10 protein-coding genes are annotated in these 17376 nt (G+C 69.5%); 6 read left to right on the forward strand and 4 right to left on the reverse strand.

The window, feature by feature from the left end:
* Positions 1–6 precede the first annotated feature (6 nt).
* Positions 7–1341 (forward strand): glutamate-1-semialdehyde 2,1-aminomutase, encoded by a 1335-nt coding sequence (locus tag ASD48_RS15885; RefSeq protein ID WP_057602283.1) that lies wholly within the window; start codon positions 7–9, stop codon positions 1339–1341.
* Positions 1342–1348: 7 nt separating this feature from the next.
* Here the strand turns inward: ASD48_RS15885 and ASD48_RS15890 are convergent, their stop codons facing one another.
* Positions 1349–2056, reverse strand: coding sequence for a phosphatase PAP2 family protein (locus ASD48_RS15890; protein WP_107104326.1), 708 nt, complete (start codon positions 2054–2056; stop codon positions 1349–1351).
* Positions 2057–2490: 434 nt separating this feature from the next.
* Positions 2491–4137 (reverse strand): RICIN domain-containing protein, encoded by a 1647-nt coding sequence (locus ASD48_RS15895; protein WP_057602361.1) that lies wholly within the window; start codon positions 4135–4137, stop codon positions 2491–2493.
* Positions 4138–4629: 492 nt separating this feature from the next.
* On the opposite strand from ASD48_RS15895, the gene ASD48_RS15900 reads away from it, so the two are divergent.
* The 3 genes from ASD48_RS15900 to ASD48_RS15910 all read left to right on the forward strand — a co-directional run bounded on the left by ASD48_RS15900 (position 4630) and on the right by ASD48_RS15910 (position 9431).
* Complete coding sequence (locus ASD48_RS15900) at positions 4630–6264, forward strand: glycoside hydrolase 43 family protein (protein ID WP_199875818.1); 1635 nt, start codon at positions 4630–4632, stop codon at positions 6262–6264.
* A gap of 72 nt (positions 6265–6336) precedes the next feature.
* The gene (locus tag ASD48_RS15905; protein ID WP_057602286.1) at positions 6337–8370 is read left to right on the forward strand and encodes a non-reducing end alpha-L-arabinofuranosidase family hydrolase; all 2034 of its coding nucleotides are present in this window, start codon (positions 6337–6339) and stop codon (positions 8368–8370) included.
* A 95-nt stretch (positions 8371–8465) separates the two neighbouring features.
* Positions 8466–9431, forward strand: a complete 966-nt coding sequence (locus tag ASD48_RS15910; RefSeq protein ID WP_057602287.1) for a glycoside hydrolase family 6 protein — start codon at positions 8466–8468, stop codon at positions 9429–9431.
* A gap of 108 nt (positions 9432–9539) precedes the next feature.
* Here ASD48_RS15910 and ASD48_RS15915 read toward each other — a convergent pair whose 3' ends face one another.
* On the reverse strand, positions 9540–10844 hold the full coding sequence (locus ASD48_RS15915) for an RICIN domain-containing protein (protein ID WP_057602288.1): 1305 nt from the start codon (positions 10842–10844) through the stop codon (positions 9540–9542).
* A 100-nt stretch (positions 10845–10944) separates the two neighbouring features.
* On the reverse strand, positions 10945–12375 hold the full coding sequence (locus ASD48_RS15920; protein WP_057602289.1) for an endo-1,4-beta-xylanase: 1431 nt from the start codon (positions 12373–12375) through the stop codon (positions 10945–10947).
* A gap of 759 nt (positions 12376–13134) precedes the next feature.
* Here ASD48_RS15920 and ASD48_RS15925 point away from each other — a divergent pair.
* Positions 13135–14604 (forward strand): non-reducing end alpha-L-arabinofuranosidase family hydrolase, encoded by a 1470-nt coding sequence (locus ASD48_RS15925; RefSeq protein ID WP_057602290.1) that lies wholly within the window; start codon positions 13135–13137, stop codon positions 14602–14604.
* A 308-nt stretch (positions 14605–14912) separates the two neighbouring features.
* Complete coding sequence (locus ASD48_RS15930; RefSeq protein WP_079073782.1) at positions 14913–17333, forward strand: SpoIIE family protein phosphatase; 2421 nt, start codon at positions 14913–14915, stop codon at positions 17331–17333.
* Positions 17334–17376 lie beyond the last annotated feature (43 nt).

Raw genomic sequence — 17376 nt, forward strand, 5'->3', positions numbered from 1 at the left:
GTCGGCGTGGACACCCAACACACCGCAGAACTCCTCCTGCCCCGGTCGCGGACGGCGAACGAGCGGCTGCACGCCCTGATCCCGGGGGGCGCGCACACCTACGCCAAGGGCGACGACCAGTACCCCGAGAACCTTGCCCCGGTCATCAGCCACGGCCGCGGCGCCCATGTGTGGGACGTCGACGGCAACCGCTACATCGAGTACGGCTCCGGCCTGCGGTCGGTCAGCCTCGGCCACGCCCACCCCCGCGTCATCGAGGCGGTGCGGCGCGAACTCGACCGCGGCAGCAACTTCGTCCGGCCGTCCATCATGGAGGTCGAAGCCGCGGAGCGCTTCCTGGCCACGGTGCCGACCGCCGAGATGGTGAAGTTCGCGAAGAACGGTTCCGACGCCACCACCGCCGCGGTGCGCCTCGCCCGCGCCGCCACCGGGCGCTCGCGGGTGGCCCTCTGCGCCGACCATCCGTTCTTCTCCGTCGACGACTGGTTCATCGGCACCACGCCGATGTCCGCCGGTATTCCGGCGGCGACCAACGAGCTCACCGTGGCGTTTCCCTACGGGGATCTGGCCGCCACGGAGGAGCTGCTCACCCGGTATCAGGACGAGGTCGCGTGTCTGATCCTCGAACCGGCCACCCACACCGAGCCGCCGCCCGGGTACCTCGCCGGGCTGCGCGAGCTGGCCGACCGGCACGGCTGTGTGCTGATCTTCGATGAGATGATCACCGGCTTCCGCTGGTCCGAGGCGGGCGCCCAGGGCATGTACGGCGTCGTCCCCGACCTCTCCACGTTCGGCAAGGCGCTGGGCAACGGATTCGCCGTCTCCGCGCTGGCCGGGCGCCGCGATCTGATGGAGCTGGGCGGGCTGCGTCACTCCGGTGACCGGGTGTTCCTGCTGTCCACCACGCACGGTGCCGAAACGCACTCGCTGGCAGCCGCGATGGCCGTGCAGACCACCTATGTCGAAGAGGGCGTCACCGCGCGGCTGCACGCCCTCGGCGAGCGGCTCGCCGCCGGTGTCCGCGACGTCGCGGCCGCCATGGGAGTCGGCGACCACATCGTCGTCCGGGGCCGGGCCAGCAACCTGGTCTTCGCCACCCTCGACGAGCACGGGCAGCCGTCGCAGGGGTACCGCACCCTGTTCCTGCGCCGGCTCCTCGCGGGCGGGGTGCTGGCCCCGTCGTTCGTGGTGAGCAGCGCGCTCGACGAGGCGGACATCGATCGCACCGTCGACGTGGTGGCCCAGGCCTGCGCGGTGTACCGGAAGGCACTGGACGCCGCCGACCCCACTCCCTGGCTGGCCGGACGGCCGGTGCGGCCCGTGTTCCGCCGCCTGGCGTGACGCGACGTCAGCGACGCTCCCGACCGGCGTCGGCCATCCGCTCGGCCGGCCGGTCGGCCGGTCCGCCGCTCAGCCGGTCGGCCGTCCGGTCGACCAGCCACGCGGTGGCCGGTGTCACCGCCAGCGCGGTGCACCAGCCCCCGAGGACGTCGGTCGGGTAGTGCGCGCCCAGGGCGACCTGCGCCCAGCCCATGACGGCGCCGGCGACCAGCGCCGCGCCGAGCACGAGCACCGTGCCGGCCGTCCTGCCGAGGCCGAGACGGCCGGTCGTGAGCAACGCCGCCACCAGGGCGAGCGCGGTGAGGAAGGCGGTGTGCCCGCTCGGGTAGGACAGGTTGCCGTCGCCGTGGATGGTGCGTCCCACCAGGGACTTGAGCAGCGTCGCCGTCACCACGGCCATGCCGGCGCCGACGACGACGAGCACCGCGGCGCGTGGACGCCGAAGCAGCAGACAGGCCGTCACGGCGGCCACGACCAGCATCGCCGCTCCGGCGGGCTCCCCCAGGAAGTCCGTCGCCAGAGCGACGCTCCGCCACGGCGGCCGCACGCTGTCCGCCGTCGGTCGGACGATCCACCTGTCCACCCGGCCGGGCTCGCTGTGCCCGGCGTACAGGATCCCGATCGCGGCGACCACCAGCGCGGCGAGGACCCCGGTCAGCCCGAGCCGACCGCGCAGCGACGGGGGCAGCACCGCGGGCGCCGGCCGGCCCATCACGCGGTCACCGCGTCCGGTCGTCCCGCAGCGGCTTCCCGTCTCCCCTGTTCCAGGTCCTTGTCGCGGCCACCTCCGGCCGGGCCGGGCGCGTGCCCCACCCGTCGCACACCGTCGCGGTTCATCCGGCAGATGCGATGCACCTCGCCCTCCCGTCGGGGCCGCCCCCGTGTCACCCGCCGCCGGCGCGACGCCCCGTCCCCGAGCTTCGCCGGCCTGTCCCCCGCCCTGGTCGAGGGCATCGGAATCAGTCTCTGCTCGGCCTCTGCCCGTCACCCTAACCAACGATGTGGTCGCGTCAGGCCGCCGTCGGAGAGACCGTGGGTCAACTCACTTCGGCGGCGCCGCCTCCGGCATGGCGCGGACCCCGCCGTTGAGAGGTGTCGGAGCCCGGCGGGGCGTCATCGCCGAACTCCCCTTTTCTCAGCCGCGGTTGCTCACGGCCGGGTCCACTTCTGGCCGCTCTGTCCGTTGCAGCTCCACAGGACCGACGGGGTTCCGTTGGTGGTGCCGGACCGGTCGACGTCGAGGCACAGCCCGGCGTGGACGTTGCGGATCGACCCGTCGGAGCCGACGGTCCACCTCTGGTTGTCCTGGCCGTTGCAGGGCCAGGTGATGACCCGGGTGCCGTTGACGGTCCCCTGGTCGTAGGCGTCCAGGCACTTGTCGCCGAAGACGCGGATCTCGCCGCCGGACCACGTGGTCCACAGCTGGTTGGCGGCCGTGTGGCAGTCCCAGAGCAGCGCCGTGGCCCCGGCGGCGGTGGAGGCGTTGTCGACGTCCAGGCAGCGGCCGGACGCGTTGCCGCGCAGCCGCGAGGTGGTGGCGGACAGGGGGCTGCCACCGCTCACCCGGAACGCGGCCACGCCGTGCGCGGGGACACTCGCCGAGATCTGCCCGGAGGTGCTCGATGTGCCGCCGGTCCACAGGTCGGTGAGGGTGAACGGCCCGCCGGACAGGCCGGCTTGCCCCGCGGTGGTGGTGACCGTCGCGGTGCTGCCTCCCCGGTTGAACAGGCCCACCGCGACCGAACCGTCGGACAGCTGCTTGACGAACACCTCGGCGTCGCCGTCGTCGCGCACCCTGCGCCCACCCGCGCCCAGCCGGTCCTGGTTCACCTCCAGCAGGCGCGGGTTGCGCAGGATCGCGCTCACGTCGGCGGACATGGTGCGGATGTCGTTGCCGGCCATGAGCGGGGCACCCAGCAGCGCCCAGAGAGCGAAGTGGGAGCGGGATTCGGTGAGTGACAGGCCGGGACGGCCCACGACCAGCATGTCGGGGTCGTTCCAGTGTCCGGGACCCGACTGCGCCGCCAGCGGCGCGGTGACGTCCAGGACGTTGCCGACGCCCATGGGATAGCTGTTGGTGTTGCCGTTCTGCCAGATGTCGAGCAGGTCCTCGGTCGTCCGCCACAGATCGGCGACCTGGCCCCAGTCGTATGTGGCGCCGGTGATGGCGTGGAAGCTGTTGGGGTTGATGCTGTAGACGATCGGCCGCCCGGTGGCGCGCAGGGCGTCGCGCATGAGCGTGAACCGCGCGACCTGCTCGTCGCGGGTGCCGCTGGAGGAACACCAGTCGTACTTGAGGTAGTCGACCCCCCACGAGGCGAACGTGGTGGCGTCCTGGGCCTCGTGCCCCCTGCTGCCCGTCGACCCGGGGTAGGCGCCGCTGGTCTGTGCGCAGGTGCGCTCGCCCGGCACCTGGTAGATCCCGAACTTGAGGCCCTTGCCGTGTATGTAGTCCCCGAGCGCCTTCATCCCGCTCGGGAACTTGGTCGGGTTGGCCCGCAGGTTGCCCGCCGCGTCACGCTGCGGGTCGAACCAGCAGTCGTCCACCACCACATGGCGGTAGCCGGCGTCCCGCATGCCCGAGGACACCATCGCGTCGGCGGCCTGGCGGACCTGTGCCTCCGTGATCCCGCACCCGAAGCTGTTCCAGCTGTTCCAGCCCAGTGGTGGTGTGAGCGCCGGGCTGCCGGGCGCGGCCGAGGCGGTGGAGTGAGCGGAAGCGGTCACGGCCGCGGTGGCCGTCAACGCGGCCGCCGCGAGGAGGTGGAGAAGTCGTCCGCCGGATCGTCTGGGCACGAGGTGCCCCCTTTCCCGGAAGGGCGCCATGGGACGGCGACACGAAGATCGATGTCACGCTCATGACACTACATAGAAGAGAAGGTCGGTTCGAAATTTCGTTGAGCATTCGGAAACTGAGGGCCTCACGGATACTAGGGAGGCGATCGAACATGTCAACCCCATCGTCGAACCACCTCCACGATCAGGCCATACAGGAGCGCGGAGGGTGGCTCATCTGCACCATCCGGGCAATTGGCCTGCGGCAACCTCGCATGCTCCGCTTCGAATGTTTCGAAGCTTCAAACGATTCATGCGCGAGGTATTGACGGGATTCGCCCGCCTCCTATCATCCTGAATGCTCGACAAGCCGATCCTTGTTCGGCATTTCGTATGCAGCGCAACCGCTCCGTACGAACCGAAGCGCAGCCGCTCCGTACGAACCGACAGAGCACCTCCGGGCAACTCCAACCCCCCACGGCTGGGCACAGAAGGAGAACGCCACACGTGCAAATGTCATGGACCCATCACATTCTCTCCCGTCGCCGCGCACTGGCGACCGCCACCGGCCTGACCGCCGGTGCCCTGCTTCCTCCGACGGCGGCCCACGGCACCGCCTCCACCCACGGGCCGACGCTCGCCACCGCGGCGGCGTACACGAACCCGGTGATCTGGCAGGACTTCGCGGACATCGACGTCATCCGCGTCGGCGACACCTTCTACGCCTCGGCCTCGACCATGCACTACGCGCCGGGCGCCCCCGTCCTGCGGTCGTACGACCTGGTCAACTGGGAGATCGCCGGTCACTCGGTGCCCGTGCTCGACTTCGGCGCCAAGTACGACCTGAACGGTGCCCGCGGCTACGTCCGGGGCATCTGGGCGTCGTCGCTGGCCTACCGGCCGAGCAACAGGACGTTCTACTGGCTCGGCCAGATCGACTTCGCCAGGACGTACGTCTACACGGCCACCGCCGCCGAGGGGCCGTGGAGCCGACTCACGACGATCAGCACGCCCTACTACGACGCGGGACTGCTCGTCGACACGGACGACACCCTGTACGTGGCGTACGGGAACACCACGATCAGCGTGGCCCAGCTCTCGCCCGACGGCCGCAACCAGGTCCGTACGCAGCAGGTGTTCACCACCCCGTCGAGCGTCGGCACCCTCGAGGGCTCCCGCTTCTACAAGATCAACGGGCAGTACTACATCTTCCTGACCCGCCCCGCGAACGGCCAGTACATCCTCAAATCGTCGAGCGGTCCCTTCGGTCCCTACACGATGCGGCAGGTCCTCCTCGACCTGCCCGGACCGATCGCCGGCGGTGGAGTGCCCCACCAGGGCGGGCTGGTGCAGACGCAGAGCGGCGCCTGGTACTACCTGGCCTTCGTCGACGCGTACCCCGGTGGCCGGATGCCCGCCCTGGCACCGGTCACCTGGACCGCGGACGGCTGGCCGGTCGTGCAACTCGTCAACGGCGCATGGGGCACCTCGTACCCCGGCCCGGCCGTGCCCCCTCCGCCCCGTCCGGTCACCCCCATGACCGGCGTCGACACCTTCGACGGCACGGCCCTCAAGCCGAGATGGGAGTGGAACCACAACCCGGACAACACCAGATGGTCGGTGAACAACGGCCTGACCCTGCGGACCGCGACCGTCACCAACGACCTCTACTGGGCCCGCAACACACTCACGCACCGCATCCAGGGCCCCGCCTCCACCGCCACGGTCCAGCTCGACCACACCGAGATGCGCAACGGCGACCGGGCCGGACTCGCGCTGCTGCGGGACTCCTCCGCATGGATCGGCCTGAAGCGCGACGCCGCCGGAACGCGGGTGTGCATGGTCAACGGGCTGACCATGGACACCAACTGGAACACCACCGGCACCGGCACCGAGGCCGCGAGCGCGGCCCTCTCGGGCAGCCGCGTCTGGCTGCGCGCGAGCGCGGACATCCGTCCCGGCACCGGACGCCTCGGCACCTTCTCCTACAGCACCGACGGCACCACCTTCACCCGCCTCGGACCCGCCTTCGTCCTGGGCAACGACTGGCGGTTCTTCATGGGCTACCGCTTCGCCCTCTTCCACCACGCCACGCAGGCACTCGGCGGCGCGGTCCGCTGCGCACGGTTCGAGCTGACCACGCCCTGACGAGGTCCACCGATCGCACCACACAACCCCGAACGCACCACACAACCCCCCACCCACCCCACGAGGAGAACCATGAACCCGCTGAAACGGATCGGCTGTCGCCGGGCCTCGGTCCTGGGCCTGCTGGCCGCGACCGTCCTGGCGACACCCGGGACGGCGTCGGGCGCGGCCGACACGCCCGACGCCGTTCGGGCCTCGACCCTGGGCGCCCAGGCGGCCCAGTCCGGACGGTACTTCGGAACCGCCGTGGCCGCCGGCCGGCTCGGCGACGGTACATACACCGGCATCCTGGACCGTGAGTTCAACTCGGTCACACCCGAGAACGAGATGAAGTGGGACACGACCGAGCCGTCCCGGGGCTCGTTCAACTTCGGCCCCGGCGACCAGATCGTCAACCGCGCGACGTCCCACGGTCAGCGCATGCGTGGCCACACCCTGGTCTGGCACTCCCAACTGCCCGGCTGGGTCGGCTCCATCAGGGACGCCACCACTCTGCGCGGCGTGATGAACAACCACATCACCACCGTGATGAACCACTACAAGGGCCGGATCCACTCCTGGGACGTGGTCAACGAGGCCTTCGCCGACGGCTCCGGCGGACAGCTCCGCAGCTCGGTCTTCCGGGACGTGCTCGGCGACGGCTTCCTGGAGCAGGCGTTCCGCACGGCGCGTACGGCCGACCCGGCGGCCAAGCTCTGCTACAACGACTACAACATCGAAGACTGGAACGCCGCCAAGACGCAGGGCGTCTACCGCATGGTGCGCGACTTCAAGGCACGCGGCGTGCCCATCGACTGCGTCGGCCTCCAGGCCCACTTCGGCGCGGGCGGTCCCCCCGGCAGCTTCCAGACGACGCTGTCGAGTTTCGCCGCCCTCGGCGTGGACGTCCAGATCACCGAACTGGACATCGCGCAGGCCTCACCGACCGCGTACGCGAACACCGTCAGGGCCTGCATGAACGTCGCGCGCTGCACCGGCATCACGGTCTGGGGCATCCGCGACAGCGACTCCTGGCGCAGCAGCGAGAACCCGTTGCTGTTCGACCGCAACGGAAACAAGAAGTCGGCGTACAACCCGGCGCTGACCGCGCTGGGCGGCACGCCCGCCACCACCGCGCCCGCCGCCACCACGCGCGGCACCCCCGACACGCGTGCCCTGCCCGGCAGTTACTCGTGGAGCTCCAGCGGACAGCTGATCGCGCCCAAGTCCGACTCGACCCACAACATCGCCGGCATCAAGGACCCGACGGTCGTCCACTACAACGGCAAGTACCACGTGTTCGCCAGCACCGCGAGCTCCTCCGGCTACAACCTGGTCTACCTGAACTTCGCCGACTGGTCCCAGGCCGGCTCGGCCACCCATCACTACCTCGACCGCACGGCCATCGGCGCCGGTTACCGTGCCGCGCCGCAGGTCTTCTACAACGCGCCCCAGCGCCTGTGGTACCTCGTCTACCAGACCGGCAACGCGTCGTACTCCACCAACCCCGACATCAGCAACCCCAACGGGTGGAGCGCCCCGCGCAACTTCTACCCGTCGATGCCGGACATCATCCGGCAGAACATCGGCAACGGCTACTGGGTCGACATGTGGGTGATCTGCGACAGCGCCAACTGCTATCTGTTCTCCTCCGACGACAACGGACACCTGTACCGCTCGCAGACGACGGTCGGCCAGTTCCCGAACGGCTTCACCAACACGGTCATCGCACTGCAGGACTCGAAGAACGCGCTGTTCGAAGCGAGCAACGTGTACAAGGTGCAAGGCAGCAACCAGTACCTGCTGCTGGTCGAGGCCATCGGTTCCGACGGGCGGCGCTACTTCCGTTCCTGGACGTCCGCCGGTCTCGCCGGCTCCTGGACGCAGCTCGCCGCCTCCGAGGGCAATCCCTTCGCCCGGGCGAACAACGTCGGCTTCCCCGCCGGCGCCTGGACCCGGGACATCAGCCACGGCGAGATGATCCGCGCGGGCTACGACCAGACACTCACCATTCCCGCGTGCCGGCTCCAGTACCTCTACCAGGGCCTGAATCCCAACGCGGGCGGTGACTACAACCTCCTCCCTTGGCGGCTCGGCCTCCTGACCCAGACCAACTCGACCTGCTGACCGGACCGACACGTGGGGAGCGCTCCCGAGCGAGCGCTCCCCACGCTCACCGCCGACCATCGGACACATCCCCGTCAGAGAACCGAGGTACCGTCGTGCGCCGCACACTGCTCGCCCTGGCATCAGCGCTCTTCTCGCTGCCGCTGGCGCTCGCCACCGCCCCGTCCGCCCAGGCGGCGGACCCGACGACCATGACCAACGGGTTCTACGTCGACCCCGACTCCAGCGCGAAGCGGTGGGTCACCGCCAACCCCGGCGACGGCCGGGCGCCCGCGATCGACGCCTCGATCGCCAAGACCCCCACGGCCCGCTGGTTCGGCTCCTGGAGCGGCACCATCGGCACCGCCACCGGCGCGTACGTGGGCGCCGCCGACGCCCGGGACAAGTTGCCCGTCCTGGTCGCCTACAACATCTACAACCGCGACTACTGCGGCGGGCACTCCGCGGGCGGGGCCTCCTCGCCGTCCGCCTACACCAACTGGATCGCCCAGTTCGCGGGCGGGATCGGGAACCGCCCGGCCGTCGTCGTCCTGGAACCGGACTCCCTCGGGGACTACGGCTGCATGAACCAGGCCCAGATCGACGAACGCGAGGCCATGCTCACCGGCGCGCTCACCGAGTTCAACCGCCAGGCTCCACACACCTGGGTGTACCTCGACTCCGGCAACCCGGCCTGGGAGAGCGCCGCGACCATGGCCCGGCGCCTCCACGAGGCAGGCCTCCGGCAGGCCCACGGCTTCTCGCTCAACGTCTCCAACTACCTGACCACGGCCGAGAACACCGCGTACGGCAACGCCGTCAACAGTGAACTCAACGCCCGGTACGGCTACACCAAGCCGTTCGTCGTGGACACCAGCCGTAACGGCAACGGCTCGAACGGCCAGTGGTGCAACCCTTCGGGCCGCCGTATCGGCACCCCCACCCGGCTGGGGGGAGGCGCCGAGATGCTCCTGTGGATCAAGGTCCCGGGTGAGTCCGACGGCAACTGCGGAGTGGGAAGCGGCTCCTCGGCCGGACAGTTCCTCCCCGAGGTCGCCTACAAGATGATCTACGGCTACTGATCCGACCGCTCGGGCGCGATTTCGCTCAGGCCGCTCCGTCCTTCTGTCCGGAACAGGCGTCCGCGGAGTGGAGCCAGGATGGTCCTGGCTCCACTCCGCGGTGCGCTGTCACCGGAACTGTGCGAAGAACCTCCAGATCTCTGCTTTGGTCCAGGTGGCGACGCCGCTTTCGGCGGTGGAGCCGTCGACCGGACCGGGGATGTGGCCTCCGTCGAACGCGGCCCATTGGACGGGGTATCCGGCACGGCAGCCCGCGTAGGTGGTGGTGATGTGCGTGCGGCTGCCCGACGCGGGCTCACGCGGGCTCTGAGGGGTGCAGCCGTTGTTGCTGACGAATCTGTCGCGCAGGGATCGTCCTTGCGCGATGCCGAGGACGGAGTCGCCGACGCCGTGGATTCCGAAGTAGGCGATGGGCTGGGTGCCGCCTCCGCACCCGCTGATCTCGGCGCCGGACATGACCGCGACGGCCCTGAAGACGTTCGCCCGGCTGCATGCGAGTGCGTAGCTCATTCCGCCGCCCCAGCTGAATCCCGTGGCGAAACGCTGTGCCGGGTTGACACAGAGGCCGCCCTCGATGCGCCGGATCATGTCGTCGACGAAGGTGATGTCCTCACCGCCCGAATTCGCCCAGCCGTTGCCGAGGCCCTGGGGGGCGACGAGGATCGCGCCGTTGTTCGACTGTTCCTGTTGGCCGTAGTACGACCAGGCGCTGCCGCTCGTGCCGCCCGAGGCTACGTCGCCGGCGGTTCCGCCCCGCCAGTGGAACGCGAAGATGAGCCGGTAGGGGTGGCTGTTGTCGTAGTTGGCGGGAACCCTGAGGATGAAGCTGCGGCTCTTGCCACCGCTCGTCATCGTGTGCGTACCGCTCGCCAGAGTCGGGGCGCTGCCGCATCCGCCACCGCCGCCACCGGACGACAGCTTGGTCATCTGCCATTGCTGATTGGCGCCGCCCCAGTCGGTGTACTGGACGACGCTGCCGCCGTCGGCGGTGGAGGCACCCTGCACCTCCACCGCCTTGCCGCTGGCGCGGCTGATCAGCCGGACATGGCCCCCGTCGGAGTCGGCCAGGCGGAACTGCTGGTTGGCCCCGTTGTGGTCGGCCCACTGCTGGATCACGGCACCGTCTGCGGCCGAGGCGCCGGCCACGTCGAGAACCTTGTCCGAATGCCGGGCCTTGAGGCAGTAGGAGCCGTCGCCGGCGTCCACGAACTGCCACTGCTGGTTGGCTCCGTCGCTGCGCGTCCGCTGGGCGACGCGCGCTCCGTCGGCGGTGGACGCGCCAGAGACGTCCAGCGCCTTGCCGCTGTTGCGATTGACCAGGACGTACCAGGCGTTGGTGTCCACCGTGGCCGCCTCCGCGGGCACCGGATCCACCGCGGCGAGCATGCCGATCGCGAGGGCCACCGCCACCACGGCGGCGACGCGGGACCACCAGCGATGCCTTCGTGGAGGGGCGGGGGACGCCGCACCGTGCGTCTTCATCGAGTCACCCTTTCGTTCGCGGCAGGTCCCATCAGGTGCGGGTCCAGCGTTGGTTGGCGCCGTTCGAGCAGGAGTAGAGCTGGATCAGGGTGCCGTTGGCGGTGCCGCCCGAGACGGCGTCGAGGCAGAGGCCGGACTGGACGCCGACGATGGATCCGTCGGAGTTGAGGCGCCACTTCTGGTTGTCGCCGCCCCAGCAGCCGTAGATCTGGACTTTGGTGCCGTTGCCGGTGCCGCCGGCGTCCAGGCACTTGTTGCCGTAGACCCTGAGCTCACCGGCGGCGGTGTAGGTCCACTGCTGGTTGGTGGCGTTGTTGCAGTCCCACAGCTGAAGCTGGGTGCCGTCGGTGGTACTGGCTCCGGGCACGTCCAGGCATCGGCCCGAACCGACGCCCTTGATCTGTCCGGCATCCGAAGGGGGCGTGGTGGAGCCGCCGTTGAGTGCGTTGAGGACGGCGGTGTAGGCGGGCTTCTTGCTGCCGTCGCCGTTGAACAGCAGCGGCGTGTCCTGCGATCGCCAGGAGTCGGTGTCGCGCACACCCCAGACGGTGATGCCGAGGCAGCGCGGGACGGCCAGGCAGTCGTTGGTCACGTTGGCGTAGGTCGTGGCCGCGGCGCCCTGGATGTCGAGTTCGGTGACGGCCACGTCGACGCCGAGGGCGGCGAAGTTCTGCAGGGTGGTGCGGAAGTTGCTGTTGTAGGGGCTGCCGCTGTTGAAGTGCGACTGGAATCCGACGCAGTCGATCGGCACGCCGCGCTGCTTGAAGTCCCGGACCATGGCGTACATGGCCTGGGTCTTGGCCCAGGTCCAGTTCTCGACGTTGTAGTCGTTGTAGCAGAGCTTGGCGGCCGGGTCGGCGGCGCGCGCGGTGCGGAAGGCGACCTCGATCCAGTCGTTGCCGGTGCGCTGCAGGTTGGAGTCGCGCCGGGCTCCCGAACTGCCGTCGGCGAAGGCCTCGTTCACGACGTCCCACTGGGCGATCTTGCCCTTGTAGTGGGCCATCACGCCGTTGATGTGGTCGATCATCGCCTGGCGCAGGGTGCTGCCGCCGAGGCTCTGCATCCAGCCGGGCTGCTGGGAGTGCCAGGCCAGGGTGTGGCCGCGCACCTGCTTGCCGTTCTGCACCGCCCAGTTGTAGACGCGGTCACCGGCGGTGAAGTTGAACTGGCCCCGCTGCGGTTCGGTGGCGTCGATCTTCATCTCGTTCTCGGCGGTCACCGAGTTGAACTCACGGCTCGCGATCGTCGTGTAGGCCGAGTCGCCCAGCCTGCCCGAGGCGATGGCGGTGCCGAAGTAGCGGCCGCTCTGCGCCGCCGCGGCGCCGAGCGTGTTCTCCGCGGCGTGTGCGGCCGGCGGCGCGACCAGTGCGGCGACCGTACCGAGAACGCCGACGAACAGCGCCAACAGCAGGTCGCGGATCCTCCGGCGGACAAAGGGTCTGGGAAGGGCGTACGAGCCCATGGCTGTGCCTCCAAGGTAGAAATCACGGAAGGACCGAAGCGCAGGCAAATGCGTCGTCCGCTCCCACTCGGCAGACGGACGGGGCGGGCCGGAACCCGGGCAGCACGGAATCACCGGACACCGTGGTCACGGGACCGGGAGGATCTCGACCGGGACGATCTCGACCGGCACGGACGGCACCCGGTCGGCGGTCGGGTGGCGAACGGCGGGCGGTACCTCACCGGAGGGAAACGAGGTGGCGCGGGTGCTGTGGTGCGCGGATCTGTCGTGCAGCCGTGCGTGGAGCTGCCGTGCGGCTCAGATTGACCAGGGTTATTGTTCGATATTCCGAACTGCGGCCGGTTCCTCAGACAGGGATGATTGAGGTATTGACGATGGATCGTCAATACTCCCCGCCGAAGAAGTTTCGGTTCCCCCTTCGAAACTTTCCGGAATCCGGACGAGCCCGACGCCGCCTCACAGGCCTCTCTCCTCCGCGCGATCACCTTGGGCCGGGCGCGCCGTATCCGCAGACTCCGGAGTGGTTCCGCTCGACGAGGCAGCTCTTCAAGCCCAAGAGGGGAGGCGCTGTTTGTGGACAGATCGGCGACAGGCCTTGACCGGAGGGCCCCACATTCCTAGCTTGTGGCGTCACAGCATCCGGGAATTCTTCGAAACATTCGAAGTTCTCCCCGTCTTCGGGCACGTCCGCCCGGCACGTCCGCTCCGCGGTTCATCGGGGTCACCTCACCCCCCACGCCCCCAGAAGGAGGCCCTCTGATGTGGTTTCGCCACCACCCGCCCCCGGTCCGTCTGAGACGCTTACTCGCCGTCCTGGCACCCCTGCTGCTCGTGGCCACCTTCCTCGGCGCCCAGCCCGCCGGCGCGGCGACCGTGGACCCCAACGCCTCGTACGTGCTGGTCAACCGCAACAGCGGCAAGGCCCTGGATGTCTACAACATGGCGACCAACGACGGCGCCCGCATCACCCAGTGGACCAGGAACGATCAGAGCCAGCAGCAGTGGCAGTTCGTCGATTCGGGGGGCGGCTACTACCGCATCAAGTCCCGTCACTCGGGCAAGGTGCTGGACGTCTACAACTGGTCCACCGCGAACGGCGGCTCGATCGTCCAGTGGGCCGACCTCAACGCCACCAACCAGCAGTGGCGGCTGGCCGACAGCTCGGACGGCTACGTGAGGTTCATCTCGCGCCACAGCAACAAGGCCCTCGAGATACAGGGTGCCTCCACCGCCGACAACGCGAACACCGTCCAGTACGACGACTGGGGCGGCACCAACCAGCAGTGGCAGCTCGTCAAGGTGGGCGGCGACAGCTCCGGCCCGTGCGATCTTCCGTCGACGTACCGCTGGTCGTCATCGGGCGCGCTGGCGCAGCCCAAGGCGGGGTGGGTCTCGCTCAAGGACTTCACCGTCGTCCCCTACAACGGCAGGCAACTCGTCTATGCGACGACGCACGACACGGGGACGAGTTGGGGTTCGATGAACTTCGGCCTGTTCACCAATTGGTCGGAGATGGCCTCGGCCGGCCAGAACACCATGTCGGCTTCCACCGTCGCGCCCACGCTCTTCTACTTCGCGCCGAAGAACATCTGGGTGCTCGCCTACCAGTGGGGCGGCACCGCCTTCTCCTACCGGACGTCGAGCGACCCCACCAACCCGAATGGCTGGTCGTCCCCGCAGGTGCTGTTCTCCGGAAGCATCTCCGGCTCCGGAACCGGACCCATCGACCAGACGCTCATCGGTGACGGGACGAACATGTACCTGTTCTTCGCCGGTGACAACGGCAAGATCTACCGGGCCAGTATGCCGATCGGGAACTTCCCGGGCAGCTTCGGCACGACCTCGACCGTGGTCATGAGCGACACGACGAACAACCTGTTCGAAGCCCCGCAGGTCTACAAGCTGCAAGGCCAGAACCGCTACCTCATGATCGTCGAAGCGATCGGCTCGCAGGGCCGCTACTTCCGCTCGTTCACGGCCACCAGCCTGAACGGCTCATGGACACCCCAGGCCGCGACCGAGAGCAATCCCTTCGCGGGCAAGGCCAACAGCGGCGCCACCTGGACCAACGACATCAGCCACGGCGAACTGATCCGCACCGGGCCCGATCAGACCATGACCGTCGATCCCTGCGGTCTGCAGTTGCTCTACCAGGGGCGCAGCCCCAGCTCCGGCGGCGACTACGGCCTCCTGCCCTACCGTCCGGGTCTGCTGACACTCCAGCGCTGACAACGCGACACGAGCCCCGCTCCGCCAGGGAGCGGGCACAGCGGGCACGGCGTGATCGGCGGGCTCGGGCGAGGACCGAGCCCGCCGATAACGCATTTCCCTACGGCGCACACGGTCGGGTGACCGGGTGCGCCGCGAAGGTTTGTGGACGGGAAAGAGCCACATCACGCGCGGTTTCCGCAGGGCGCTGACAGCGGAGGTCGGGCCTGCCATGATCACCCGCGCCCGCCACGTCGGGAGCGCGCGCGGCTCCACCAGGTTCACTAGGCTTACGAGTATCGGCAGGTCAGCCAGCGGTGGAGATGCGGATGACGGAGCTCAGCGCAAGCCACGACGATCCGTTCGCCCCGCGCCGCGCCGCCCTTGCGGTGCTCGACGACCGGGGTGCCGTGGTCGGATGGAACCGGCGGGCGGAGGAACTGCTCGGTCATCCGGGGGCAGACGTGATCGGCCGTCCGGCCGTGGAGGTCCTCGTCGATCCGCGCGATCTGCCGGCTGTCAGGGAGGGCGCGGCGAGTTGCCGGAGAGACGGCGGCTGGTTCGGGGTGCTCAAGGTGCGGCACCGCGACGGACGGTTCGTGGAGATGGGGCTCAGGGCCCAGACGTTCTCCCGCGACGACCGGGGCCGTGAGTGGCTTGTCGCCGGGGCACTCGCGGCCGACGTCCTGGACTGGCAAAGGGACCGCGCGATTCTGGACGGGTTGTACCGCCAGTGTCCGATCGGCCTGGTCGTCCATGGCCCCGACCTCAGGGTTCTCCGCGTCAACCGGGCCGTCGAACGCTTCACCGGCGTCCCGGCGGCAGATTTTCGAGGTCTGCCGACCGGCTACATGCTCCTTCCCGACGACGCGCGCAGGGCCGCGGACCGTGTACGCCAGGTGTTGGAGACCGGCCGAGCGTTGATCTACTCCGAGCAGTTCGCCCGCCTCGAGGCGGATCCGGCACGAGAGCGGGTCGCGTTGGTCTCGGCCTTCCGGATGGAGGATCCCTCCGGCCGCGTCCTGGGCGTGGCCGAGATGGTCGAGGACATCACCGGACGCCACCGGGCCCAGCGTCGGCTGGCGCTCCTCGACCAGGCCGGCAGTCGTATCGGAACCACGCTCGACGTGGCAGAGACCGCCCGGGAACTCGCCGAGGTGATGGTGCCGCAACTCGCCGACCATGCGTCAGTGGACCTGCTTCAGCCGGTCATACGTGGTGAGGAACCGGCGCGGGCACTGGCGGGACCTGTGGTACGAGTCGGGGTCTGCGGCGTCGGCGCTCAGCAACCCGGCCCACCGCACCCCCAGGGCGCGCCGGTGGAGTTCGCACCCGACACACCTCAGGCAAGATGCCTGACCGAAGGGCGGCCCGTCCTGGAACCGGTCCTGCCGTCCGACTCGTTCTCGGCCGAAGGCCGCCTGGGGGCCCACGCCCCGGATCTGGGCGCCCACTCGCTGATCGTGGTACCTCTTGCCGCACGTGGCCTGGTGCTGGGCGTGCTGACCCTGTGGCGTTCGCGCCGCCCCGATGCCTTCGAGGCGGACGATCTCACCCTCGCCCAGGAACTCGGCTCGCGCGCCGCCCTCGCCATCGACAACGCCCGGCGGTTCACCCAGCAGCAGCAGGCCGCCTTCACCCTGCAGAGCAGCCTTCTGCCCCGGGCCGTTCCGGACCAGTCGGCCGTCGAGGTGGCCCTGCGGTACCTCCCGGCCAGCGCGGCCCCGGGCCTGGGTGGCGACTGGTTCGACGTCATTCCACTGTCCGGGGCTCGGGTCGCCCTCGTCGTCGGCGACGTGGTGGGACGCGGCATCCACGCCGCTGCCACGATGGGCCGGCTGCGTACCGCCGTCCACACGCTCGCCAGCCTCGACCTGGAACCGGACGAGGTCCTCTCCCGCCTGGACGACCTGGTCACCCTGCTGGCGGCCGAACAGGAAGCGTTCGGCGAACAGCCCGTGGGCGAGCAGGTCGTCGGCGCCACCTGCCTGTACGCCGTGTACGACCCTGTCTCCCGGCGGTGCTCCGTGGCCCGCGCCGGCCACCCGCCGCCGGTGGTGACCGCTCCTGATGGACAGGTGGCGCTGCTCGACCTGCCCGCGGGGCCACCGCTCGGCCTGGGCGGCCTGCCGTTCGAGGCCCGGGAGATCGACCTGGCCGAGGGAAGCCTGCTGTGCCTGTACACCAACGGGATCATCGGCGAACGCCACATCGATGCCGACGTCGGCCTGAGCAAGCTGTGCGCAGCGCTCACCCGCCCTGCGGACGAGCTGGAACAGACATGCCAAGCCGTGGTCGACTCGCTCGTGCCTGCGCGCCCCAGCGACGACATCGCGTTGCTGATCGCCCGCACCCGCATGCTGCCACCGGAGGACGTCGCCTCCTGGCAGCTGCCGCTGGAGCCTGCCATCGCTGCCCGGGCTCGGGCGTTGACCTCGGCCAAGCTGGCCGAATGGCGTCTGGAACACCTGGCGTTCAGCACCGAGTTGATCGCCAGCGAACTGGCCACCAACGCCTACCGGTACGCCACCGGCCCTGCGACCCTGCGGCTGATCCGTGAACGCTTTCTGGTGTGCGAGGTCAGCGACACCAGCCACACCTCCCCCCATCTGCGCCGCGCCCGCACCACCGACGAGGGCGGGCGCGGCCTGTTCCTGGTGGCACAGATGGCCGAACGCTGGGGCACCCGCTACACCCGCGAAGGCAAAACGGTGTGGACCGAACAATCCCTGGCCGACACGCTCACCTGATCGTCGCCGGCCATGCGGCGGCCGACCCACACATCGGCGTGCG

It is taken from the genome of Streptomyces sp. Root1310 (assembly GCF_001426425.1).
In the GTDB taxonomy this organism is placed as follows: domain Bacteria; phylum Actinomycetota; class Actinomycetes; order Streptomycetales; family Streptomycetaceae; genus Streptomyces.